Here is a 24,070-nt window from a genome sequence, read left to right as displayed (position 1 = left end):
AACGACGGCGTGCATTTGTCGGGGAACAGAAATGAACTCGGCGCATTATTCCGAAGCGGAATGCTGATATAATATAGCGATCCAACCCTTCCGCATGGGAGATCACGTCATGTCGTATAAAACAATTGTGACCGTTCTCGACAATCCCGACAATACGCGCATCGCCGCAGACTTTGCAGCTGATATCGCCAAGGAGCATGGCGCGCGTATTGTCGGCCTGCATGCGGAAGTCGTCTCGACCGTGCCACTCGTGGCGCCGATGGAAATTCCGGATCCTGTAGCCGTGCAGGCGCTTCAGGAAGTCGTCCACAATCAGGCGATCGAGATCGAGCGGCTGTTTCGCTCGAAAATGGAGCAGACCGGCCTCGACTATGAGTGGCACAGCTTCGCCAGTACCGTTGGCTACGGCACCGAGCCATTGGTCGAAACCGCCCGCAGCGCCGATCTGCTGTTAGCAGTGCAACCCAATCCATCGAAATATTCCGACACGCAGGTCGATGTGGAAACGTTCCTGTTCGACAGTGGTCGGCCGGTACTGCTGATCCCCTACATCCTGAAGGAACCAAAGCCGATCCGCCGCATCCTGATCGCCTGGAACGGCTCGAGGGAGGCGGCGCGCGCCACCTTCGATGCGCTGCCTTTCCTGAAGGCGGCGGATTCCGTCGAGATATTGTCGGTCAGTACCTCCGAGAAGGAAACGCACCCGTCGAAGGAAAGCGGCGTGCAGATTGCAGCGGCCCTCACCCGGCACGGCGTGCGCGCCAAATTCGAAACGGCCGCTTGCTCCGGCAAGTCGACGCCGTCGCAAGTGATCGAAAACCGTCTTGCGGATGATAGTATCGATCTTCTCGTCATGGGCGCCTATACGCACTCCTGGCTCTGGCAGATGATCTTCGGCGGCACGACGCGCACCTTGCTACAATCCATGACCGCGATGACGCTTCTGGCGCGCTGATCGAGCGAAGGCTGGGAAATCACAGGTTTCTGGCGGGAATGTACACCGTCTCGTTGGCCTGCGGCTCTTGCCTTTTGACGGTAAATCCAGCAGAAAGCAGCGACCGATGACAGAATTCCCGCCAGGGAACCGTTCGCGCGGTCCATGGAACATGATCCCGAAAAGCCGGTGCTTTTCACTGTTGAGATCCTGTTCAAGTCGATAGCAGCGAATCGCGTTCCGGATTTGGTTCATGGTCCGCGCCCGCCGCGGGGTCTGCTCAGGGTCGCCGGTGCTGCCGGTGCGTCGTTATTCCATGCCCCGGAGCCTTCTGCCATGTCCCTGCCCGATAAAGCCTTTCCCGTATCCTGGGATCAGTTCCATCGCGATGCCCGCGCGCTTGCCTGGCGGCTTGCCGGCCTCAACCGCGAATTCAAGGCGATCGTCTGTATCACCCGCGGCGGTCTGGTGCCGGCCGCCATCATCTCGCGCGAGCTCAACATCCGCCTGATCGATACCGTCTGCATCGCCTCCTACCACGATTATTCGGAGCAGGGTCAAATGAACCTGCTCAAGGGCATTGCCCCGGAACTGGCCGCCGATGGCGGCGAAGGCGTGCTAGTGGTCGACGATCTTACCGATACCGGCAAAACGGCGCTTGAAGTTCGCGCCATGTTGCCGAAGGCACATTTCGCCTGCGTCTATGCCAAGCCGACCGGCGTTCCCACAATCGACACCTTCATCACCGAAGTCAGCCAGGATACCTGGATCTACTTCCCCTGGGACATGGGTTTCACCTATCAGGAGCCGATCGCCAAGGGCCATCGCGGCTGAAGCAGATCGGTTTCGGCGCGAATCACGTTCGATTCCATCCGCCGTTTGAGATCGACATATAAACGAGAAAATAGAGGTGGGCGCTACGGCGCCCACTAGATTTAGTGGGCTCTGGATGCCGAGAACACGTGGAATTCAAGGCATTCGGGCCGAATCATAACGCGCTACAGCACGCTTTTGCGCCACAGCCAATGGCCTGAAGGTCACGGTCACAATTTTGTCGCTTTTTATTCCGGTCGTGATGACATTTGCCGCATTCACCATCGCACCGAAGGCGAACATCTCTCCTCAAGCTCTTGAATCTCTTAGCCTCCTGGCATTTCCCCAATTTCCACAGACCCGCCCACAAGATATTGTGGTTAACAATCCCTATCAAACCAGCCCTTGACGAAATCGGGTCTTTCAAAGTTAATGGACGACGTTGCGGCGGCGACTGAACCAGGCGGGTTAGCGAGGGCTGGTTCTCAATTCGAAATCGGATTTTGGTTCAAGGCGATGCACTTTCATCGGTGGCCGCCGTGAGTGTTTTTGTGCCGGTATCGATGCTGCCAAAAAAGACATGCGGGGACTGGCGGCAATAAGCTGTTAATACTATATTTAGTGTTTGCAGCCACCATCACCACAAGATACAGGAGCACATCTCCGGATGACATCTCCTGTCAGAAAGCGGATCGGAAGCTGGCTGCGCGTTGAAATCGCCATGCCGGAATGAGAATTTCTGCGCCCTGTTTTCACGCAGGCGCATCAACGAATAAGGATCGGGACCATGCGCATCGAACGCCGTTTTACGAAGGCCGGCCAGTCACCCTATGCGGACATAGAATTCCGCAAGGCGACGAGCGAGATCAAGAACCCAGACGGTTCGATCGTATTCCGCCTCGAAAACATCGACGTTCCCGCGCAGTTTTCGCAGGTCGCAGCCGACATTCTCGCGCAGAAGTACTTCCGCAAGGCCGGCGTGCCTGCCAAGCTCAAGAGAGTTGAAGAAAACGACGTTCCCTCCTTCCTGTGGCGCTCCGTTCCCGACGATGCTGCCCTGAAGGATCTGCCCAAGGAACAGCAGAGCGGCTCGGAAACCGATGCCCGCCAGGTTTTCGATCGCCTCGCCGGCACTTGGACCTACTGGGGCTGGAAGGGCGGCTATTTCTCCTCCGAGGAAGATGCGTCCGCCTTCTGCGACGAGCTCGCTTACATGCTCGCTACCCAGCGGGTCGCCCCGAACTCGCCGCAGTGGTTCAACACCGGCATGCACTGGGCCTACGGCATCGATGGCCCCGGCCAGGGCCATTATTACGTCGACCCATTCACCGGCAAGCTTACCAAGTCCAAGTCGGCCTATGAGCATCCGCAACCGCATGCCTGCTTCATCCAGTCCGTCGAAGACGACCTCGTGAACGAAGGCGGCATCATGGACCTCTGGGTTCGCGAAGCCCGCTTGTTCAAATACGGTTCCGGCACCGGCTCGAATTTCTCGATGCTCCGCGCTGAAGGCGAAAAGCTTTCCGGCGGCGGTCGCTCCTCCGGCCTGATGAGCTTCCTCAAGATCGGCGACCGCGCCGCCGGCGCCATCAAGTCGGGCGGCACCACCCGCCGCGCCGCCAAGATGGTGGTCGTTGATATCGACCATCCTGACATCGAGGACTACATCAACTGGAAGGTCAAGGAAGAGCAGAAGGTTGCGGCCCTCGTCACCGGCTCGAAGATCGTCGCCAAGCATCTGAAGGCGATCATGAAGGCGACCGTCAATTGCGAAGGCGATAATGACGATTGCTTCGACCCGGCCAAGAACCCTGCCCTGAAGCGCGAAATCCGCGCCGCCAAGAAGGACCAGGTTCCGGAAAACTACGTTCAGCGCGTTATCCAGTTCGCTCGCCAGGGCTACAAGGATCTCGAATTCAAGACCTACGACACGGACTGGGATTCGGAAGCCTACCTCACCGTATCCGGCCAGAATTCCAACAACTCCGTTTCCATCAAGGACGACTTCCTGCGCGCTGTCGAGAATGATGGCGACTGGAACCTGACCGCCCGCAAGGACGGTAAGGTCATCAAGACACTGAAGGCCCGTGACCTGTGGGAATCCATTTCCTACGCCGCCTGGGCATCGGCCGATCCGGGCCTGCACTTCAACACGACGATGAACGACTGGCATACCAGCCCGGCTGCCGGCGCGATCCGCGCCTCCAACCCGTGCTCGGAATATATGTTCCTCGACGACACGGCCTGCAACCTCGCTTCGCTGAACCTGATGACCTTCAAGGACGCAGCGACGAAGCGCATCAACATTGCCGACTACGAACACGCCGTCCGCCTCTGGACCGTCGTTCTCGAAGTCTCCGTGATGATGGCGCAGTTCCCCTCGCGCCGTATCGCTGAACTCTCCTATGAATACCGCACGCTCGGCCTCGGCTACGCCAATATCGGCGGCCTGCTGATGTCCTCGGGCATCCCCTATGACAGCGACGAAGCCCGCGCCATTGCCGGCTCGCTGACCGCGATCATGACCGGCATCGCTTATGCGACCTCGGCGGAAATGGCTTCCGAACTCGGAACCTTCCCGATGTTCAAACCGAATCGCGAGAGCATGCTGCGCGTCATCCGTAACCATCGCCGCGCCGCTTACGGTGAGACCTCAGGCTATGAAGGCCTTTCGGTCGACCCGGTGGCGCTCATCCATTCCGACAATCCGGACCAGGATCTCGTCGCTCATGCCAAGGCGGCCTGGGACAAGGCGCTGAAACTCGGCGAAAAGCATGGCTACCGCAATGCGCAGGCAACCGTGATCGCACCGACCGGCACGATCGGCCTCGTGATGGATTGCGACACGACCGGCATCGAGCCGGACTTCGCTCTGGTGAAGTTCAAGAAGCTCGCCGGCGGTGGCTACTTCAAGATTATCAACCGCGCCGTTCCGGAAGCGCTGCGCACGCTCGGCTATTCCGAAAGCCAGATCGCCGAGATCGAAGCTTACGCCGTCGGCCATGGCAATCTGAACCAGGCTCCGGCCATCAACCCTGCCTCGTTGAAGGCCAAGGGCTTCACCTCCGAGAAGGTCGATGCCGTCAACGCCGCACTCAAGAGCGCCTTCGACATCAAGTTCGTCTTCAACCAGTGGACGCTCGGCGCAGACTTCCTGAAGGGCACGCTGAAGGTTTCCGACGAGCAGATGGCCGATATGAGCTTCAACCTGCTCGACCATCTCGGCTTCTCGAAGAAGGACATCGAGGCCGCCAACATCCACGTTTGCGGTGCGATGACGCTGGAGGGTGCGCCGTTCCTCAAGAACGAGCATCTCGCCGTCTTCGATTGTGCCAATCCCTGCGGCAAGATCGGCAAGCGTTACCTCTCGGTCGAAAGCCACATCCGCATGATGGCGGCTGCCCAGCCGTTCATCTCGGGCGCCATCTCCAAGACGATCAACATGCCGAACGAGGCGACCGTCGAGGATTGCAAGAACGCCTACATGCTGTCGTGGAAGCTCGGCCTCAAGGCCAACGCGCTTTATCGCGACGGCTCCAAGCTCAGCCAGCCGCTGAATGCTTCGCTGATCGAGGACGACAGCGACGAGGACGCGCTGGAGGAATTCCTGCAGGCTCCGGCTGCTGCACAGGCCGTCACCATCACGGAGAAGATTGTCGAGCGCGTGATCGAAAAGGTTATCCGCACGCAGGAGAAACTGCCGGGCCGCCGCAAGGGTTATACCCAGAAGGCCAAGATCGGCGGACACACCATCTTCCTGCGCACCGGCGAATATGACGACGGCCGTCTCGGCGAAATCTTCCTTGACATGAACAAGGAAGGCTCGGCTCTGCGCGCCTTCATCAACAACTTCGCGATCTCCGTCTCGCTTGGCCTGCAGTATGGCGTGCCGCTTGAGGAATATGTCGACGCCTTCACCTTCACCAAGTTCGAGCCGGCCGGCATCGTCACGGGCAATGACGCCATCAAGAACGCGACGTCGATCCTCGACTATGTGTTCCGCGAACTGGCGATCTCCTATCTCGGCCGTCACGACCTCGCTCATGTCGACACTTCGGATTTCAACAATACGGCGCTCGGCCGCGGCGTTTCCGAAGGCAAGGCAGATGTCGTCTCCAAGGGCCTGACCCGCGGCTACAAGCCGACGCTGGTGCCGACATCCGGCGAACGTCCGGCAGCCGAAGTCAAGGGTTCGGCAACGGCAGCCCCGGCACGCGCGGCATCACTTGCGACCGTCACCGCCTTTGCCGGAAACACGGTCCGCAAGCTGGAGCCGACCAGCGCCGCCTCGACCTCAGAAGTCGTCGCCTTCAAGCGCGATTATGAGGAGCGCGCAAAGGAACTGGCGGAAGAGATCGCCGAGGAGCAGGCAAGCGAAGCCGCCGAATCCACCGGCCTCTTTACCGACAAGGCCGCAAGCGACGCCGCAGCGGCCAAGACGGACGCCAAGAAGCTGGAATCGGAACGCCGCGCCCGCTCCATCATGCAGGGCTACACCGGCAACATGTGCACCGAGTGCCAGAACTTCACGATGGTACGCAACGGCACCTGCGAGAAGTGCGACACTTGCGGCGCCACGAGCGGCTGCAGCTGATTACGGAAGTTCTCAGCCCGATTAAAAACTCTAAATCCCAGGCGTTTCGACGCCTGGGATTTATCTTTTAGAGCAAACGGTGAAACATATCCTGTTCGATAGCTAGATGCTCTGATGTATGCCAAAGCGCGTATGACCTCGACGGCGTCGGTCCACGCATTGTGCCCTCGGTTGATTGGTAAAAGAAGCTGATCATATCCGGCCTGGGTTTATGTTCATGGCTCACCGAATGACCACAGCCAGCATCATCCTCAAGCCTGAAAAATAAACTTATTGCGCGATAATTTTATTGACGGTTATCGCCTGGCGCGCATAGTGTTTTCCCAGGGCTGAGGGAAAATTCAATGAATTTCAAATATATACTGGTTGCCACGATGGCAGCCGGATTATCGTCGTGCACGACAAACTACGCGTATGAACCGATCATTCCCAATCCACCGAACATGGAGATGACGCAAGCGCGATGTCAAATGATGGCCAGCAGTGTCGACCAGGGATATTTTGCCTATGGGAGCACAAGCTATGTAGCAGGCGCGGCAATCGGAAATGCGCTCGGCAATGCCATCCGCGAAGATCAGTTCATGCGGCAATGCATGACCATGAGCGGCTGGCGACGCGTTCCCGGCCCGGGACAGGGCAAGGTCACCAAAGCTCACTCGGCAACTCCCAAATGGACGCCGCCAAAGCCAAGGCCAGCCGCGCTGGGTGGCAAGTTTCCATCTGCACCAAAATAACCAGGAGGCGCAGTTGCACCTTCCGCCATCGACGGCACATGAGGCGGCGCGAGGTGCAACGACTGCTCCGAATTGCCGGTGCGGCCACTCAATTGGAAATGCCCGATTTCAGCCATGAAACCGGCGGGAAATGATCCATTTTCATTGAAATTGTTGCCGCAGCAACATTCAGCCTGCTTCGCCCGCTAAGCCGTTGTGTAGGGCGCGGCCCATCAATGCATTCTATCGCTAAACCCGGCCGGCAGGCGCTGACGATTGGATTCCTTTCGCGTGAGGCACCGTCTTGAAAATAGGCAGTGATATTGCAAGCGTTCAGTATCTGCGGGCCATCGCCGCGATCTCCGTTCTTTGCTTCCATGTCAGCGAGACCTATGGCCTGGAATTCAAGGTCGGAGCAGCAGGTGTCGATGTATTCTTCGTCATCAGCGGCTTCATCATGTGGATCACGACCGCGGGCAAACCGATCGGCCCACGAACATTCATGTGGCGGCGGCTGGCAAGAATAGTGCCGCTCTACTGGATTGCGACCGCGGCGACCTTTTCCGTGGCCGTGTTGAAACCGCAATTCTTCTTCAACACGGATGCAAGCGTCGACAATCTGATCGCCTCGCTGTTTTTCTTGCCCGTCATCAAGGACGAAGCGCTGCATCCCGTCGTCGAACAGGGCTGGACCCTATCCTATGAGATGTTCTTCTACCTCATCTTCTCCATCTCATTGCTTTTGCCGGAATTCCGGCGACTTTGGTTCCTGATCACCGCACTGGTCGCCGCCTCCATCTCACATTACCTGCTGCCCGCCGGCTATGTCAGTGTGTTCACGCAGCCGGTCATTCTGGAATTTTCGGCAGGCGTCATTGTCGGCTACCTGTGGAAGCAGGGATTTCGGCTGTCTTTGGGTGCCTCCATCGGCCTGATGGTCGTCGGTATCCTGTTGCTGGCAAGCGACCCTCTGTCTCATTTCGACCGCGCAGTCCGCTGGGGCGTGCCGGCGGTGCTGCTATTGTCGGGCGCTGTTTTCGCGGAGCGCGAGCGAGCCGCTCCCAAATTGCCATTCCTGCATTTTCTGGGAGATGCGTCCTATTCCATCTACGTTTGGCATGTGCTTACGGGCATCCTGACGACCGCATTGCTTCTGCGTGTCGGGGTGCCGCATGCAGCGCAACCTGCACTGATCGCGGCGGGATCTCTGGCATTCGCCATCATCTGCTATCTGTTCATAGAGCGCCCGATCCTTCGCAGGATGCGGCCTGTTCGACCGCAGCCGGCATAGCGGGGTCAAAGTCGAGGCGATCATGAGAGGATCCGACCGGTATCTCCACTCCCACGCAACACCTTCTCCTGGGGTGTTCCGGCCGTCTCCGGACACTAGGCAAATGACAGAACGCTATGGTCACACACATTCGTGTAGCGCCAGCGTCCAGAGTGAATTTCGGCCGGCAACGTTCTATCCAGAAAGCGCCGGAGCCTCGTCAGGGTCGCAGGCTGTTCGGAAAAAGTGGTCAGGAACAGCTTGTTCTGAAAAATCAGAAACGGAGCGAGCCGGCGATTCGCGATCTGCATATATTTGTAAAAGCCTTCCGTCACCGTCGGCCAATGGACTCCGAGGAAATCGTCAAGCAGGACGACGCCACCCGAGACGAGAAGCTCCTGTGCTATCTCCATATCATTGATGACGTGTGCGACCGTGTGCCCGCCATCGACCGACATCAATCGCACGTTTTTCACACCTAGCCGCTCGCGCGCCGTGGCTGGGGTCAGCGACATGCTGTCCGCCGAGATCGTCGTAACCTTCGAAGCAAAATCCGGAAAGAGTTCCAGCAGATGGCGATTGAATGTGGCGAGCGATCCCTTGCCGCTATGATCGAGGTTCTTCTGCTGGTCCTCGAAAAGATCGATGGCAACACAACGTTCGCTGGCCCGCGACGCCGCGGAAAGCAGGAAGAACAGTTTGCCATGGTGAACGCCGATCTCCAGGATATCGCCTTCCACCTTATCGGCCTCGTGCAATTCCCGAACGAACTTGAGAATATGTGGAATTCTGTCGCCGACCCAACCTTGAATGGCGCTCCATGACCGATTGTGCGCTTCGTCCAGGACGTCGACTTCATTTGCGCTTGCGACCATTTGCATGCGTACTCCCTCCCCGCGCATAGTCCAAAGCTCGATGCAGACGACCTCATCGAAGCGTCGCCGTTGTCTTTCCCAACGCGTCTTGCTCCCATGGAACATGGCGTCCATGCGCACACTATCCCCAGCGCCATAGGGCTGCGCCAGCCGGAAACTGCCCGCATTATACGGATTGAGACGTTCGAGAAGCATCTCCTGCGGGAGTCGGATCCGCGACGATCATTCGCGTCTGCGATCGAGACCTGCCGATCTTACGGCTTCCCGCCTCCAAAAACCTGCGACAGAGCCGGAAACCCGTGGCATAAGGCCCCCAACAATTTCTACCTAGGCCTCGCGTAACCATGATTCGTATCGAGAATATCAGCAAGCAGAACAGCCACCGCATCCTCTTCATTGAGGCATCTGCGGCGCTCAACAGAGGCGAAAGCGTCGGGCTCGTTGGCCCGAACGGAGCGGGCAAGACAACGCTCTTCCGCATGATCACCGGCCAGGAACTGCCCGACGAAGGCCAGGTCTCCGTCGATAAAGGCATTTCCATCGGCTACTTCAATCAGGATGTCGGCGAGATGGAGGGCCGCAGCGCCGTCGCGGAAGTGATGGAAGGCGCTGGCCCCGTCAGCGCCGTTGCCGCGGAACTGCGCGAGCTGGAAGCCGCCATGATCGACCCGGATCAGGCCGACAGGATGGATGAGATCATCGAGCGCTATGGCGAGGTTCAGGCGCGCTACGAAGAACTTGACGGCTATGCGCTCGAGGGCCGCGCACGCGAAGTCCTCGCGGGCCTGAGCTTCAGCCAGGAGATGATGGACGGCGATGTCGGCGCGCTCTCGGGCGGCTGGAAGATGCGCGTGGCGCTGGCCCGCATCCTGCTGATGCGCCCCGATGTCATGCTGCTCGACGAGCCGAGCAACCATCTCGACCTCGAGAGCCTGATCTGGCTGGAAGCCTTCCTGAAGGGTTATGAAGGCGCGCTTCTGATGACCTCGCACGACCGCGAATTCATGAACCGCATCGTCACCAAGATCATTGAGATCGATGCCGGCAACCTGACCAGCTATTCGGGCGATTATGAGTTCTACGAACAGCAGCGCGCGCAGAACGAAAAGCAGCAGCAGGCGCAGTTCGAACGCCAGCAGGCCATGCTTGCCAAGGAAATCAAGTTCATCGAGCGCTTCAAGGCGCGCGCCTCTCATGCATCTCAGGTGCAGAGCCGCGTGAAGAAGCTGGAAAAGATCGATCGCGTCGAGCCGCCCAAGCGCCGACAGACGGTTGCCTTCGAATTCCAGCCAGCACCGCGTTCCGGCGAAGACGTGGCCGTGCTGAAGAACGTTCATAAGAAATACGGCAGCCGCAGCATTTATGAAGGTCTGGACTTCATGGTGCGCCGTCGCGAGCGCTGGTGCATCATGGGCATCAACGGCGCCGGCAAGTCCACCCTGCTCAAGCTGGTGGCAGGTACGGCAGAGCCGGATGAAGGCAGCGTCAACCTCGGTGCCAGCGTGAAACTGGGATATTTCGCCCAGCATGCCATGGACCTGCTCGACGGAGAGCGCACAGTGTTTCAGCAGCTCGAACACGATTTCCCGCAGGCAGGCCAGGGTTCTCTCCGCGCACTCGCCGGCTGCTTCGGCTTTTCCGGTGACGATGTGGAAAAGAAGTGCCGCGTGCTGTCGGGCGGCGAGAAGGCGCGGCTCGTCATGGCGATCATGCTTTTCGACCCGCCGAACCTGCTGGTGCTGGACGAGCCGACCAACCACCTCGATCTCGACACCAAGGAAATGCTCATCCAGGCGCTGTCGCAATATGAGGGCACGATGCTGTTCGTCTCGCACGACCGGCATTTTCTGGCGGCGCTCTCCAACCGCGTTCTGGAGCTGACGCCCGAGGGTATCCACCAATATCCCGGCGGCTACACGGAGTATGTCGAGCGCACCGGCTACGAGGCCCCCGGCCTGAAGAGCTAATAGCCGATTGGGCAACGCTACTGCGTGTCGACCGAAGGTGCGGCGCCGGCATTGATGACGGCAACGGGCGCCGCCCTGCCCCGCACGCGGATTTCGATGCGGCGTCGTGACTCGACGGCGCCGCGCTGGCCGGAGGTGATGGTGTCGCCCGGCAGGATCAGCTGGGCGGCCGACATCGGCAGGATCGTGGCGTCCTTGAGCTTGGGATTGGCCTTGAGCACGTTGGCGACGGCGATGGCGCGAGCAAGCCCAAGCCCGGCATTATCGGCCGGCTGAAGCGCCGATACGGGCAGTTTGCCTGATATCGCGCTGATCAGCGTATCATCGAGATTGGATTTTTCGCGCGATACCGGCTGCTCGTCCGTGTGGCCGATCACTTCGACGATATTGGCGCCATAAAGGTTCAGATTGCTGGCAATCTCATCCGTAATGGTGCCGTCGAGCAATTGCGCAAAGGTGCCGGTGAGTTCGGCGCTTCCGGATTGGAAATAGTTCTTCTTGGCATCGTCGAGATTGATGATGGGCGGCCAGTCGTGCATGCCGTTGCCGCCGCCATTGCCGGCCAGGAGCTTACTGATCTCATCGGACGCTGACGCCAGCGCGACGTCATGCTCCTTTAAAACCGCGGCCACCTTGGCAAGAGACTTCAGATCGTCCGGTGTCGCGCCCTGGTCTGCCATGTTGTCCAGTGTATCTTTCGCCAGCACCAGCTCCCGCCATTGCTTATCCACGACGGCCTTGTCCTCGGCAGAGAGATGGCCGGAAACGACCTTGGATTGGAGAAGCACGAGTTCAGCGGCCTGTTCCGCCCGCTTCTTCTCGAGCACGGCAACCTGTTGTTCGGCTTTTTCAAGCTTCCGTTCGACTTCGTAGCGCTTGCTGCGCTCCGCAGAGATCAAGGCGGCCGCGACGAGCAGCAGGCAGAAGACGAGGAGCAGCATGGATTCGGCCATCGTCAGGCCAAGGATCAGGCCGCGATTGTAGCCCTTATGCTCCAGTTTCGGCGTGCTGTCCGAGCCTCCTGCTACCATAGATGCCACCAGCGTTTTCGCGGCACCGCTTCCCCTGTCGGAGCGACACCGCGATCATCGCCGGCGGCTCGCGACGGCGTCTGTCCCATCGCTTCCGCCATACGTCCGAGCGCCACCTCAATATTTCGCAAAGGCTGCAACTGCGCCTCAGACATCTCCTTGATCGCAGTGATCGCCGGCGCCAGTTCGGCCCGCACGACGTCCTCCGGCGAACGGATTTCCTCCAGCTTCTTGCCGACATTTTCGACGGCCGCGCCGAAGGTGCCGATGATCTCCGAAAGCTGCGAGGTCGTTGTCGTCAGCTGGGCAGCGGCGTCGTTGATGGGGGTCACCGCCTGCTTTGCCAGCATTTCGAGGATCTTGTTGATCTCCTGGCCGTTGCGCTCGGCCTGGCGCGCGATTTCTTCGAATCCCTCCGACAGCATCTGATTGCTGACGCGACGGTAGTGCGAGAATTCGCGTGAAGAAGAATCGAGTTCGGTCCGCACGCGCCGCGTCATCTCCGCAAGCTCGTGGCGTACGCTGCGCTCGATGTCGATCGGGTCGCGGCGCATCTGGTTGAAGAGGATGCGCAGCGTCACGCCGGCAATAGTCGAGGTGACGGCGATGCCGAAATTGCGGACGATGGTCTCGATCGAGGTTTCGCCGGCAAAGAGATAAAGCGATACACCGAGGCTCGACAGGGTGAACAGGAAGCCCATATAGTAGAGATTGTCGCCCGCCTGCTCATTGTGCAGCCGGAACCCGGCGAAGGCGAGCGACACGATGAAGTAGATCGCCATCAGCACGAGCGGAATGCCCGTCACGATCGGTAGCGACAACTCCATGAGCTTCGACGACCAGATGAAGATCATGCCGCCGATGGTGATGGTGGCGAAGAGCACCATCGGCCCATAGTCGCGGATAAGGTATCTCGCCTCGCTGTCGGCCATCAGCGTATCCCCTCCAACCGCACGAAGCCGTCGAAATAACCGTTGTTGTTCTTGATCCACTGCGCCCAGAAGTTCGCCAGATCCTCCATGCTGAACTTCATGTTCGGCCTTTGAAAGGCGAGGATCTTGACCGTGACACCATCCAGTGACGTGCGGAAACGGTCGTTTGCCGGGCTGCGCTGGTACTTCTGATAGGAAGCGCCGTCGCGATAATTCGAGAAGGCGGCGGTGTGCTCGATCATGTCGGAGGCGATGTAGAGGCGCTTCGGTAGCCCATGCGGAGCGCTGGCGAAGACTTCCAGATTGATCTTCTGGATGGCAGCCATGATCGGCGATAGCCGGCCGGATTCGCCCTCGGTCAACTTGCCGGCGATATCGGCGAGCGGCTTCTGGAACCCCTTCTCCCATCGCGCCTGCGCCAGACGCGGGTTGCTGGTCCATTCGTCGACGCTCGCGCCGCTGCCCGGATTGCAGCCGTGGAAGGTCTGGATCAGCTCGCCTTCCTTCTCAGTCAGCGCATAGATATCGATGGCGCCGCCGATCGGCACCTCCGTCACGATCTTCTGGAACTGGTTGCGCAGGTCGAGCGCCGTCGTGTCGGCGATAGGGTCGGTCACATCGAGCAGGATGGCCGTTTCCGCCTTCGGGCCGTCCACAGGGCAAAGCGATGCCTGATCGACGGCGACATTGCCGTTCGCCTTGTAGCGCAGCCAGCCATAGGCGCCGACGATCCCGAGCGACAGGACGGCGAGGCAAACCGTTGCGATGATGAGACCGGCGGATCCGCCGCGCCGGCTACGCCGCTTGCGTCGCGCCAAGGATGCTCTCCGGGAAAAGATTATCGAGCTGATGGTATTTCTCGATGGCGCGCTCGAATTCGTCGCCGATCCGCTTGATCTGCTCCGACAATTCCGTCTGGGCACCCTGGATACGCGAGCCCAAGACCTTGTCATCCCACTCCTCTTCGGTGCGGATCACAGGCGTCAAACGTTCCATCTTATAGGCCGAATTGAAATAAGATGGTTCTGGCTCGGTGCGTGCGGCCCGGTCGGCGTCGCGGTAGGAAGTGAGCAGCACATTGGCGGCGCGCTCTAGGTGGTTTTGATGCTCGGCAAAAAGGCCTGCGGTCCTCGCTCGATGGGCGATGATGGCCGATGTCTCCTGCCGGCGCAGCGAGAGGTCGCGGATGATCTCTTCGATCTTGCCGTTGTGGTCGTTGCGGATCTCGCGAAGATCTTCGATCAGGTCGAGCTTGCGATCGATATAATTGTCTCTCGCCACATCGAGACGCTTCTGCACGCCGGCAAAGCCCGGATAGGGATCGGTAAGGTAGCAGCCGTCAATGAAGGCGACGAGCGAGAACATCAGGCCGATGGCAAAAAGCATCCAGGAGTTCAGCTCCGTCAGCCCGAGCGGTGCGGCCTTCAGGCGCTGGATCACTTCGGCACCGGCTCCGCTCAAAATCGTTGCCGAGACCTCGCGGTAGTGCGCGAGCGCGATATTGATACCCAGCGCGACGGCGACATAGGCGACGAGCCCGAGAAGGCCGAGCAGCTTCAGCGCATACGACCGATGCACCAGGAAACGGACGCAAAAGAAGGAGAATATCAGCGCCATGCCAATATTCAGGAAGGCGAAGGCCGCTGCCTCCGTTACCCCGCCGACCAGGCCCTGCTCGCTGCCCTTGGCAAGGAAGCTGCCGTTCATCACCATTTCGACGAGGACAAGGAAGACGATGAGCGAGACCTTGAAACCCCAGGCCGCTCTGCTGGAAACCTTCGCGGCGCGCTGCAGCTTGTGCGTAGCCTTGAAGCCCACCATCTCATCCTCGGCGGTTTTCAGCTTGCGGCGCAGGCCGTGAAGCTCATCCACGCCGCTTGCCACTTCCGCTTTGAAATCCGAGACGCTGGAGGCATTCGCCTGGCGGATGAGCCCAAACTGCCCTTCGAAATCGAGGTTGCGCAGCCGGCTGTCGAAGGTCTGAAACTGGTCTTCGAGAACCTGGTAGGAACTCTTCTTCTCCGCCTCGACCCAGGCGACGATGCGCTGTTCCGTTTCGTCGAAGGATTGCGCGTCCGGAGCCGGCCGGTTCTGCCGTCCTGCAGCGGCACCCTTCTCTTTAAGGTCGAGAGTGGAGCCGAGCTTCTCGATATCGACGACCGGAAAGACGTCCGTCGAGGCGCGGAAGTCATGGCTGGTCTCCCGAACGCTGTCCCAGAGACGGTTGAGGGCTTCGAAACGCAATGATCTTCCCCGGTGATTTCATCAACTTAGAAAGGACGAGCGACAAACCGATACCGCACCGGTTGTTCTCGGTCCAGAGCGATATCGTCGAGGTTAGGATGCGATTGTGGTAAAGAATAGCCCGAGCACACGGCGATTGGAAAACATGTGCTTGAATGTCGAGCTGTCACGACACATGCCGCATGTCGTTGTGAAACGGCGTTCTAGTTTGCGCTATCTCTCCAGAAGCCTGCTCGATGAAGCCCCTCTCGGTAGATGTCGCGCTGCCATTGCTCCTTAAACGGTACGACGGACACCCAGCGGTCTACGTCGAAATCCGGTGTGGTTTTGTGCACACGCCGAACGAAGAACCCCGCCCTTTCTTCTTCTCCAAGCATCGCCCAGCTCGCGGCAGAGATCCGGTCCGCCAGACGAGCGTCGGCCATTCGGTCGATGTAGTCCAAAGCAGCTTCAAAACGGCCAAGCGTGTAGCTCGCCACGGACGCCGTCCAGAGATAGGTGTCGGGGCTTACCGGATTGAGCGCGATGGCACTTTCGATTTTCTCCAGCGCCAGGTCCGGCCGTGACGAATGAAGCAGCACCTCGGCATGGTCGGCAATGATGCCGGCATGGCCGGGATTGAGGACCTCGGCCAGCTTCAGAGCCTCTATGCTCTCGTCATTTGCTCGCTGAAAGCTCTTCGTCAGGCCAAGCTCGCGATAGCCGTCGGCGATATCGTGCCGAGTGGCGATCGCCCGCATCGCATAATTCTCGGCTTCATCCAGCAGTGCCTTGTCACCACCTGATGTCAGCACCCATTCCTTGGAAAAGGTTCGAGCTACCAAGCTCAAGCCCGGCGCGAAATCTCCACCTCCCCGTAGCGCCGCAACCAGCTCAGATCGCGCCCTCTGCAGGTTCGGGACCGAGAGGCGCTCCAGATAGCGCTTGCCGGCAAGGTAACGCTGATAGGCCATCGGGCTTTTCTCGAAATGAGATTGCACCATTTCCCGGCGTTCGATCTGCCCCGCAACGGAAAGGACGATGTGACGCGTGATCGCCTCCCTTTCCCGCTTCGGCGAGAATTGCCCGACATCAATTCGCTCGGCCCAAAGAACTTCATCCGTGCCGGCATCGACCAGTTGCAAAAACAGCCGAGGCTCATCGGCCCCGCCGCTCGGGCGCATATCCAGAATGTAGGAGCCGTCCCCTTCGTTGAAGGTTGTGGCCGCATTCTGTTCGACCCTGCTGACCTGGACAGAGGTGCAACGATCTCCCATGTCCAGGCTTTCCAATGCGTACAAGCCGACGGTGATACCCTGCAGCAAGGATGAAGCATCGTGGCCTGCGACCGGCCTGTCCCAGGAGGACAGAAGCAAAAGCGGAATCTGCAGTTTCCGGGACGCGGACGTGGCCTTCCTCGCCGGCCGGATGGTGCTCTTGCCGATCGGTCGTAGCATTTTGTCCTGCCGACGCAACCACGAGGCCAAAAGTGCATTTCGCCTTTCGAAAACCTGCCGAAAATGCTCGACCTCACCCGCCGCGTCGAATATCCGCAACAGAATTCGATGCATATCCGGATCTTCCGGATTGCTGCCGAGAAGCAAGGTCGCCACGTCTTTCACCAGAGCGATCTCGTCCCTGCTGTTTGCCTGCTCCGCCGCAACCTTCAGCGCCTCCTTCAACCTCAAGCTCTGCCGGTGCTTCTGCGCGTCCCGCCACTCCGAAAAAATCGCGCTCTGGCAATCGACCCCTTTCAGAAACTCCGCCTTCTGCGCCTCCGCCAGCAACTTTAGCTTCGCAAGCGCCGATCCGGCATCGACGCCCTTGGAAAGCGAGCAATCGACCAACGAAGGCGGTGACACGAGTTCGACGGTGCTTTCAGTGAAGTGGAGAAACGATCTGCCCAGTGCGGCTTGGCGACCCCTTATCCGCGAAACGAGCTTGCGCAGGTTTACTTGCGCGCCGCCATTGTCATCGCGCCCCCACAAAAGCCAGGCAATCGTGCTGCGCGGCGCATGCAGATTGGGGGCCATCATCAGATAGGCCAGGATCAGCAGGCCCTTCTCAGGAAAGGCAACTTCTCGCCCGGCACCATCCAGAAGCTTCAAACCACCAAAGACATGCAGTGAAAACATGATCTTGTTCGCGACCCGCATCAACCGATGTCGGCGGAACAAACCGAGGCCGACTTTCGCTTACGCATTGATTTCATTCCAGTACGAACGAGCATGGCTCAATCTTCATACGATTGCAATGTGCAAGAAGGCTCGGCGATTTTCAATCTCGATCGCAGCGCGGTCGAAAAACCTCTCGCCAAATTGTCGCCATGGCATATTTTGCAGCGCATGCGATCTGACCCGGAGCATCATTCCATGACGCCTTTCCCCTTCAAGAACATCTGCATCTACGGCGCCGGCGCACTCGGCGGTGCAATTGCGGCAAAGCTTGCTTCATCGCTTGAGCAGGCACAGGTTTCCGTCGTTGCGCGCGGGGCACATCTGGCGGCAATCCGCTCGAGCGGCATCCATCTTTGGGAAGCAGAGGCGGAACAACCGCTCGTGGCGCGGATGGCAGCGACGGACGATGCAGGCGAATTGCCGCCACAGGATCTGGTCATCACCGGGCTCAAGGGGCACCAGCTTGCAGCAGCCGTACCCGGAATTGCCAAACTCCTGCATGCCCGCACCCGCGTCGTGATGATCCTCAACGGTGTACCCTGGTGGTATTTCCACAGGGACCGAAAGAGCGGCCATGCCGAATATCAGATGGAGGAGCTGGATCCGAACGACGATCTCTGGCGGCTGATCGGCCCGGAACGGGTGATCGGCTGCGTCGCCTATCAGGGCTCGGAAGTCATCGGCCCTGGCGAGATCAAGCTTGCCAACAACGGCTATTTTATCCTGGGCGAACCATCCGGCGAGACGACGACAGATATCGAAGCCATCGCGGCATTGCTGCAGAAGGCCGGGGTCAAGATCTCGGTCTCCGCGAACATTCGCGACGATATCTGGAGCAAGCTGATGGGCAACGCATCGTTCAATCCGATCAGCGCACTGACCAGAGCCTTGATGTCGGAGATCATGGACGATCCTGCGCTCGCATCCATGGTCGGCCAGGTCATGAGCGAGGTTAAAGCAGTTGCCGAGGCTTTGGGGGCGCATGTGGCGATGTCGGTCGAGGAGCGGCTGGATCGTTCGCGGCAGATCGGGCCGGTACGCACCTCCATGCTGCAGGATCTGCTGGCCGGCAAGGCATTGGAAATAACACCGCTCGTCGGCGTAGTCGTTTCTCTCGGCAAGCTGACAGGCGTGGCGACACCCGTTTCCGCAACGATCCTCGCCTTGGTGACGCAGCTCGACCGCACGAACCAGCAGGCGGTCGGCTAGCCCCACCTCCCGTCTTTATCGGTACAGCAAGCGCCTATACGCACGCGGTTCCCGGCCGCTCCGCTCTTTATATCGCGCTTACTTTCTCGCCTTCCGCGGGGAATGGATTTCCTATGCCACCAGGAATTACGCTTGCGTGGACATATGGAGACCATTGCCATGATTGAGACGCACGCAACCAACCTGGCCGAATCCATTCGGATCCTGGTTCATAGCAGCGACGAGAAACACCATCGCAGAGCCGCATCGGCGAAGGTCGCAAAGATCCAACCAAAGCGACAGTTTCCTGATCGCGAGATTCGCGAGAAGCGCACATTCTGGGCGATGCTCGCCTTCGGACTGCTGCTCGGCGGTCTCGAGCTCTTCATCGTGCTGCACTATCTCTGAGCGTCGAGACATGGGCAGGCAAGGCTTGCAGAAGCGTATCGGCGGCGCGATTACCGCCCTCGTTACGCCTTTTCGTGACGGTGCACTCGACACCGTCGATCTCATGGCACATGTGGAATGGCAGTCGCTGAGCGGCATAGATGGGCTGCTGGCCTGCTCGCTGACCGGCGAAGGGCCGACGCTGACCGATGCAGAGCGAATGCGGATCATTGAGATCTGCGTCGAACTTTCCGAAGGCAAGACGCCGGTCATCGTTGCAACCGGCACGAATGACACGGCAACGACGATCGAAGAGACGCTGCAGGCGCAGCAGCTCGGTGCCGACGCCGCCTTCGTGACCGTGCCCTATTACTCGAAGCCGACGCAGAAGGGTGTTCTTCATCACTTCGAGCAAATAGCCGCGCAGACCGACATGGCGCTTATCATCCATAACCAGCCATCGCACACGGCAATCGATCTCGCTCCCGCAACAGTCGAACGACTTGCCGAAATTCCCGGCATTGTCGGGATCGCGGATGGAAGCGGCGATATCGAGCGCATAGACCTCTGGCGCGCCTTTCTGCCGCAACAGGTCGGCCTCTACACGTCAAGCGACACAGGCGCGCTCGGCTTCACAGCGGCGGGCGGGAATGGCTGCTTTTCCACTGCCGCCAATGTCGCTCCTCGTCTCTTTCATTCGATGCAACACTCTGCCGCCTGCGGCAACCTCGACGTAGCACATTCGATCGACAGGCGCTTGCGACCGCTCTTCAAAACGCTCGCGCGCGAGAGTGAGCCCGCCACCGTAAAGCACGCCCTCGCCGCCATGAGAGACATGGAACCGGACGTGCGTCTGCCGCTGGTCGGCATCGCGCCCGAGACTGCAGCGGAGATCCAGACCGTCATTGCTCCTTTTCAGGTCGACGGCAGCGGTCGGCTAGCTTCCCGTCAAGCTTTCCGGCTCGGCTTGTAAAATCCGATCTATCCCTATGAGATTTTTATATTTTCTCGATTTCGGACAAATGGAAATCCTAGCAACTCACCCATAGATTCAACAGCGTAGCACCGGAAGACGTCTCTCAGACCGCGGTGCTGGTGACACTGGAAAGGAACTATGATGTCACGCCATACGCATGCCGGCCTATCCGCCGATCCCCTCCAACGTCCTCGCGCCATCACTTTTGCCAGGGGTGAGCGGCACCTCTCTTCCGACACGCTGTTGCATGGCCTTGCCGCCGTCGCCCCGCGTCTCGGACTTGTCTTTTTCATCGCCGGCGCTCTGCAGCTCGTGCTGCATCTGGCCGGACGTTGAGCAGAATTGAAGAGATCCAAGAGGAAAAACACGATGGCAAACGCCCTGCACAGTCAACGCCGCACATTTCATAATCGCCTTGCCTCTACTCCGGCCCGCTTCATGATCGGCCGTGACCGTCGTGGCAGCTGGATCGTCCAGGACCGAGAGGGACTGGTCGGCGGTCTCTTCCGCAACGAGGCAGCCGCCCTGCACTTCGCTGCAGAAGAATGCAACCACAACCCGGCCGACATCTGCCATGCGCCCGAAGGCGCAGTCCTCGATCTGGATGGCTTCGCCCCCACCTCGTCAAATCTGCACTGAACCGCCCTTGGCAGGCTTCGACACCAGAGCGTGATGTCGTCCGAGAACTGCCTACACTTTCGGCATCACGCTTTATCCGACCGAACGCTTCCTTAACCCGCTTTCGAGTAAGCTTTCGGGCGAGATACGCAAAGAACAGAAGCACAATGTCGAAGCCTGCCTTCCGCTACAGCCACTACGATCTCAAGGAACAGCGCGCCGGAACGGTGATCGAGATCACGCTCTCGGCAATCGCCAATGTCAGGCTGATGAACGGCTCGAACTTCGAGCGTTTCACCGAAACCCTCAAGCACCAATTCCTCGGCGGCGTCGCCAAGAAGTCACCGATCCGGCTGTCCATTCCGGAATCGGGCCATTGGCATCTGGTCGTCGATATGGAGGGGCACAAGAGCCTGGCGGAATCGAGCGTGAAGATGGTCAATCAGACATCTGCGCCGCGCATGCAGAAAGCACCACAGGACGTCACCGCCGAGTGATGTAGAGATCAGCGCTCGCCGCGCTCCTTGCGCAGCTTCGCCCACCAATCCAACCGCTTGCGGATATCGCGCTCGAAGCCACGTTCCGGCGGATCATAAAAGGTCTGGCGACCCATCTTTTCCGGGAAATAGTTCTGGCCTGAAAACGCATCCGGCTCGTCGTGATCGTAGCGATAGCCGTCACCATATCCCTCGGTGCGCATCAGCTTCGTCGGCGCATTGAGGATGTGCTTGGGCGGCAGGAGCGAACCATTCTGCTTGGCGGCCTGCGTCGCTGCCTTGAACGCGGTGTAGACCGCATTGGACTTCGGCGCGGTGGCGAGATAGACGCAGGCCTGCGCCAGCGCCAGTTCTCCCTCGGGCGAGCCGAGATAATCATAGGCATCCTTGGCTGCGTTGCAGATCACAAGCGCCTGCGGATCGGCGAGCCCGATATCCTCCACCGCCATACGCACCAGCCGGCGTCCGAGATAAAGCGGGTCCTCACCGGCATCGAACATGCGGGCGAGATAATAGAGCGCGGCGTCCGGGTCGGAACCGCGAACCGACTTGTGCAGCGCCGATATCAGATTGTAGTGCCCGTCCTGCGCCTTGTCGTAGACCGGAGCGCGGCGTTGCACGATCTTGACCAGCATGTCGGGATCGAAACGCTCATCCCTGCGTGCGGCACGCCAGACTTCTTCCGCAAGCGTCAGCACCGAACGGCCATCACCATCGGCCATACGGATCAGGCTGGCACGGGCATCGTCAGTCAGCGGCAGCGGCTTTGCCTCTACCGCCTCTGCGCGGCGCAACAACTCCTCCAGACTTTCCTCATCATGCGAGCGGAACGTCAGGACACGAGCGCGGGAGAGAAGAGCGGCGTTGAGCTCGAAAGACGGGTTCTCCGTCGTCGCCCCCACCAGAATGACGGTGCCGTCTTCCATGACGGGCAGGAAGCTATCCTGCTGCGCCCGATTGAAGCGATGAATCTCGTCGACGAAAAGCAGGGTCTGACGGCCATCCATGCGACGCAAACGAGCCGCCTCGAAAACCTTCTTCAGATCGGCAACTCCGGAAAAGATCGCCGAAATCTGCTCGAAGGCGAGACCTGCCTCACCCGAAAGCAGACGGGCCACCGTGGTCTTTCCCGTTCCGGGAGGTCCCCAGAAGATCATCGACCCGAGCGAGCCCGCCTCTATCATCCGGCGCAGAACACCATCCTCGCCAGTCAGATGTTCCTGGCCGGTGACTTCAGCCAGGGTTTGCGGCCGCAAGCGGTCGGCCAGAGGCCGCTTGTTGGCGACCTCCTCCGGTATTCGCGGTGCAAACAGGTCGTTGCTCATCGGAAGAACTGCCGGATGCGCTGGCCGTCACGTTCGATCTCGACGCGCCAGAAGCTCGGCTTCGAAGTGACCGTCTTCTCTAGAACCTCCGTCGTGTTGATGGCGACGCCATTGATGGAAATGACGATGTCGCGCGCCGCAAACCCGAGGCGATCAGCCGGCGAGTTCGGCTTCAGGCTCTCGATCACCACACCGCTCGAATCGGGCGGCATATGGAGATCATCGGCGACGCGCGGCGAGAGATTGGCAACGGTCGCGCCGGCGAAGGGATTGTTGCCCTCGATCACCCTTTCGTCGCGTGGGGTCGATTCCGGCGCCGCCGCAAGCGTCATGGTGGCCTGATGTTCCTTACCGCTATCAAGCACCGTCAATGTAACGGTGGCGCCGAGCCCTGCCGTTGTCAGACGGTAACCGAGTGCATCCGGATGTTCGACCGGAATATTATTGAGCGCGGTAATGACCTCGCCCGGCTTCAGGCCGGCCTTGGCTGCCGGACCGCCGTCGACGACCTTGGTCACCAATGCGCCACGCACCTTGTCCAGGCCAAGCGCCTCGGCGACATCCGATGTCACCGGCTCGAACGAGGCCCCGATATAGGGACGCTCAAAGGCTTTGTCGCCGCGATCGGCAGCGGCGAGGAAAACCTTGACCAGATTGGCGGGAATAGCGAAGCCGATGCCGTTCGAGCCGCCGCCCTGCGAGAAGATGGCCGTGTTGAGGGCGATCAGCTCGCCACCCATGTTGACCAGCGCGCCGCCGGAATTGCCGGGGTTGATCGACGCATCGGTCTGGATGAAGAAACCGACCTCGTTCTTCACCTGGTTTCGCGCGAGAGCCGAAACGATGCCGCTCGTAACAGTCTGCCCGACGCCGAACGGGTTACCGATCGCAAGCACCAGATCGCCGACCTCGACCGCATCGGAATTGGCAAGCGGCAGAATCGGGAAACTCTCGTTCTTCGACTGAATCTTCAGAACGGCCAGATCAACGCGATCGTCCTTCAAGACGACCTTGCACGGAAACTCCCGGCCGTCGGACAGTGCAATCTTGATATCGTCCGCGCCGTCGATGACGTGGTTGTTAGTAATGACGGTGCCATTGGCTTCGACGATGACGCCCGATCCCAGCGACGACTGCTTCTCAGTGCGATTCGGCATGCGCTGGCCGAAAAACTGCTCGAAGAAGGGATCACCGGCAAAAGGCGACTGACGCTGCACCACGCGCTCGGCATAGACGTTCACCACGGCACCGGAGGTCTGCTTGACCAGCGGCGCAAAGGAAAGCTGCATCTGCACCTGGCTTTGCGGCAGCGTTTTCGCCGTCTGCGCCTCGGCGGAAAGCGGCATCGCCATGATGAGGGCAATCATCGAAACGGCGGTGCGCTTCAGGAGGACTTGCATGGAAACTTCCTTCTTTAATGCTCTTGAAACAACGTTGTAGCGCCCGACGCTAGAAAGAAAAGAGGGCGGAAGCATGAAGCATAAATGGACGTTTGCGGCGATAAAAAACAGGTTCGCTGAACAAAAACATGCTGTCATGCATTTCGCGTT

Annotated in this window: 21 protein-coding genes; 12 read left to right on the top strand and 9 right to left on the bottom strand. The window is 59.4% G+C overall.

Annotated elements, in window-relative coordinates:
* Positions 1–109 precede the first annotated feature (109 nt).
* Positions 110–955, top strand: coding sequence for a universal stress protein (locus tag GGD46_RS04105; protein ID WP_184702009.1), 846 nt, complete (start codon positions 110–112; stop codon positions 953–955).
* Between the two features lie 315 nt (positions 956–1,270).
* Positions 1,271–1,768 (top strand): xanthine phosphoribosyltransferase, encoded by a 498-nt coding sequence (gpt, locus tag GGD46_RS04100; RefSeq protein WP_184702007.1) that lies wholly within the window; start codon positions 1,271–1,273, stop codon positions 1,766–1,768.
* A gap of 135 nt (positions 1,769–1,903) precedes the next feature.
* Here gpt and GGD46_RS04095 read toward each other — a convergent pair whose 3' ends face one another.
* Positions 1,904–2,050 carry a hypothetical protein gene (locus tag GGD46_RS04095; RefSeq protein WP_184702005.1) on the bottom strand — a complete coding sequence of 49 codons (147 nt, stop codon included), beginning with the start codon at positions 2,048–2,050 and terminating at the stop codon, positions 1,904–1,906.
* A 484-nt stretch (positions 2,051–2,534) separates the two neighbouring features.
* Here GGD46_RS04095 and GGD46_RS04090 point away from each other — a divergent pair, with 484 nt between their 5' ends.
* From GGD46_RS04090 to GGD46_RS04080, 3 genes are all read left to right on the top strand, one after another.
* A complete protein-coding gene (locus GGD46_RS04090) occupies positions 2,535–6,341 on the top strand; it encodes a vitamin B12-dependent ribonucleotide reductase (protein ID WP_184702003.1) in 3,807 nt (1,268 codons plus the stop codon).
* 344 nt (positions 6,342–6,685) lie between these two features.
* The gene (locus GGD46_RS04085; protein WP_184702001.1) at positions 6,686–7,075 is read left to right on the top strand and encodes a hypothetical protein; all 390 of its coding nucleotides are present in this window, start codon (positions 6,686–6,688) and stop codon (positions 7,073–7,075) included.
* A gap of 283 nt (positions 7,076–7,358) precedes the next feature.
* On the top strand, positions 7,359–8,345 hold the full coding sequence (locus GGD46_RS04080) for an acyltransferase family protein (RefSeq protein ID WP_246806193.1): 987 nt from the start codon (positions 7,359–7,361) through the stop codon (positions 8,343–8,345).
* Between the two features lie 95 nt (positions 8,346–8,440).
* Here the strand turns inward: GGD46_RS04080 and GGD46_RS04075 are convergent, their stop codons facing one another.
* Positions 8,441–9,394: a class I SAM-dependent methyltransferase gene (locus tag GGD46_RS04075; protein ID WP_246806192.1), complete on the bottom strand. Its 954-nt coding sequence runs from the start codon at positions 9,392–9,394 to the stop codon at positions 8,441–8,443.
* Positions 9,395–9,543: 149 nt separating this feature from the next.
* Between GGD46_RS04075 and GGD46_RS04070 the strand changes: the two genes are divergently transcribed.
* On the top strand, positions 9,544–11,166 hold the full coding sequence (locus GGD46_RS04070) for an ABC-F family ATP-binding cassette domain-containing protein (RefSeq protein WP_184701999.1): 1,623 nt from the start codon (positions 9,544–9,546) through the stop codon (positions 11,164–11,166).
* A 17-nt stretch (positions 11,167–11,183) separates the two neighbouring features.
* Here GGD46_RS04070 and GGD46_RS04065 read toward each other — a convergent pair whose 3' ends face one another.
* From GGD46_RS04065 to GGD46_RS04045, 5 genes are all read right to left on the bottom strand, one after another.
* The gene (locus GGD46_RS04065; RefSeq protein ID WP_184701997.1) at positions 11,184–12,197 is read right to left on the bottom strand and encodes an OmpA family protein; all 1,014 of its coding nucleotides are present in this window, start codon (positions 12,195–12,197) and stop codon (positions 11,184–11,186) included.
* A complete protein-coding gene (locus tag GGD46_RS04060) occupies positions 12,191–13,129 on the bottom strand; it encodes a hypothetical protein (RefSeq protein ID WP_184701995.1) in 939 nt (312 codons plus the stop codon). The genes GGD46_RS04065 and GGD46_RS04060 overlap by 7 nt, the downstream gene beginning before the upstream one ends.
* Complete coding sequence (locus GGD46_RS04055) at positions 13,129–13,947, bottom strand: hypothetical protein (RefSeq protein WP_184701993.1); 819 nt, start codon at positions 13,945–13,947, stop codon at positions 13,129–13,131. The genes GGD46_RS04060 and GGD46_RS04055 overlap by 1 nt, the downstream gene beginning before the upstream one ends.
* Positions 13,925–15,373 carry a hypothetical protein gene (locus GGD46_RS04050; RefSeq protein ID WP_184701992.1) on the bottom strand — a complete coding sequence of 483 codons (1,449 nt, stop codon included), beginning with the start codon at positions 15,371–15,373 and terminating at the stop codon, positions 13,925–13,927. Before GGD46_RS04050 ends, GGD46_RS04055 begins: the two co-directional genes overlap by 23 nt.
* 203 nt (positions 15,374–15,576) lie before the next feature.
* Positions 15,577–17,487: a hypothetical protein gene (locus GGD46_RS04045; RefSeq protein WP_184701990.1), complete on the bottom strand. Its 1,911-nt coding sequence runs from the start codon at positions 17,485–17,487 to the stop codon at positions 15,577–15,579.
* Positions 17,488–17,724: 237 nt separating this feature from the next.
* On the opposite strand from GGD46_RS04045, the gene GGD46_RS04040 reads away from it, so the two are divergent.
* The 6 genes from GGD46_RS04040 to GGD46_RS04015 all read left to right on the top strand — a co-directional run bounded on the left by GGD46_RS04040 (position 17,725) and on the right by GGD46_RS04015 (position 21,195).
* A complete protein-coding gene (locus tag GGD46_RS04040; protein WP_184701988.1) occupies positions 17,725–18,738 on the top strand; it encodes a ketopantoate reductase family protein in 1,014 nt (337 codons plus the stop codon).
* A 159-nt stretch (positions 18,739–18,897) separates the two neighbouring features.
* Positions 18,898–19,125, top strand: coding sequence for a hypothetical protein (locus GGD46_RS04035; protein WP_184701986.1), 228 nt, complete (start codon positions 18,898–18,900; stop codon positions 19,123–19,125).
* 10 nt (positions 19,126–19,135) lie between these two features.
* Positions 19,136–20,077, top strand: a complete 942-nt coding sequence (gene dapA, locus GGD46_RS04030; protein ID WP_184701985.1) for a 4-hydroxy-tetrahydrodipicolinate synthase — start codon at positions 19,136–19,138, stop codon at positions 20,075–20,077.
* 141 nt (positions 20,078–20,218) lie between these two features.
* A complete protein-coding gene (locus tag GGD46_RS04025; protein WP_184701983.1) occupies positions 20,219–20,416 on the top strand; it encodes a hypothetical protein in 198 nt (65 codons plus the stop codon).
* A gap of 33 nt (positions 20,417–20,449) precedes the next feature.
* Complete coding sequence (locus tag GGD46_RS04020) at positions 20,450–20,719, top strand: hypothetical protein (protein ID WP_184701981.1); 270 nt, start codon at positions 20,450–20,452, stop codon at positions 20,717–20,719.
* Positions 20,720–20,865: 146 nt separating this feature from the next.
* Positions 20,866–21,195: a DUF1883 domain-containing protein gene (locus tag GGD46_RS04015; RefSeq protein WP_184701979.1), complete on the top strand. Its 330-nt coding sequence runs from the start codon at positions 20,866–20,868 to the stop codon at positions 21,193–21,195.
* Positions 21,196–21,203: 8 nt separating this feature from the next.
* Here GGD46_RS04015 and GGD46_RS04010 read toward each other — a convergent pair whose 3' ends face one another.
* Positions 21,204–22,520: a replication-associated recombination protein A gene (locus GGD46_RS04010; RefSeq protein ID WP_184701977.1), complete on the bottom strand. Its 1,317-nt coding sequence runs from the start codon at positions 22,518–22,520 to the stop codon at positions 21,204–21,206.
* A complete protein-coding gene (locus GGD46_RS04005) occupies positions 22,517–23,920 on the bottom strand; it encodes a DegQ family serine endoprotease (RefSeq protein ID WP_184701975.1) in 1,404 nt (467 codons plus the stop codon). Before GGD46_RS04005 ends, GGD46_RS04010 begins: the two co-directional genes overlap by 4 nt.
* Positions 23,921–24,070: the final 150 nt, after the last annotated feature.

Origin of the sequence: Martinezella lusitana, from assembly GCF_014207095.1 — a bacterium.
In the GTDB taxonomy this organism is placed as follows: Bacteria; Pseudomonadota; Alphaproteobacteria; order Rhizobiales; family Rhizobiaceae; genus Rhizobium; species Rhizobium lusitanum_B.
The sequence above is the reverse complement of the archived record's forward strand: the minus strand, read 5'-3'. Positions and strand labels throughout refer to the sequence as shown.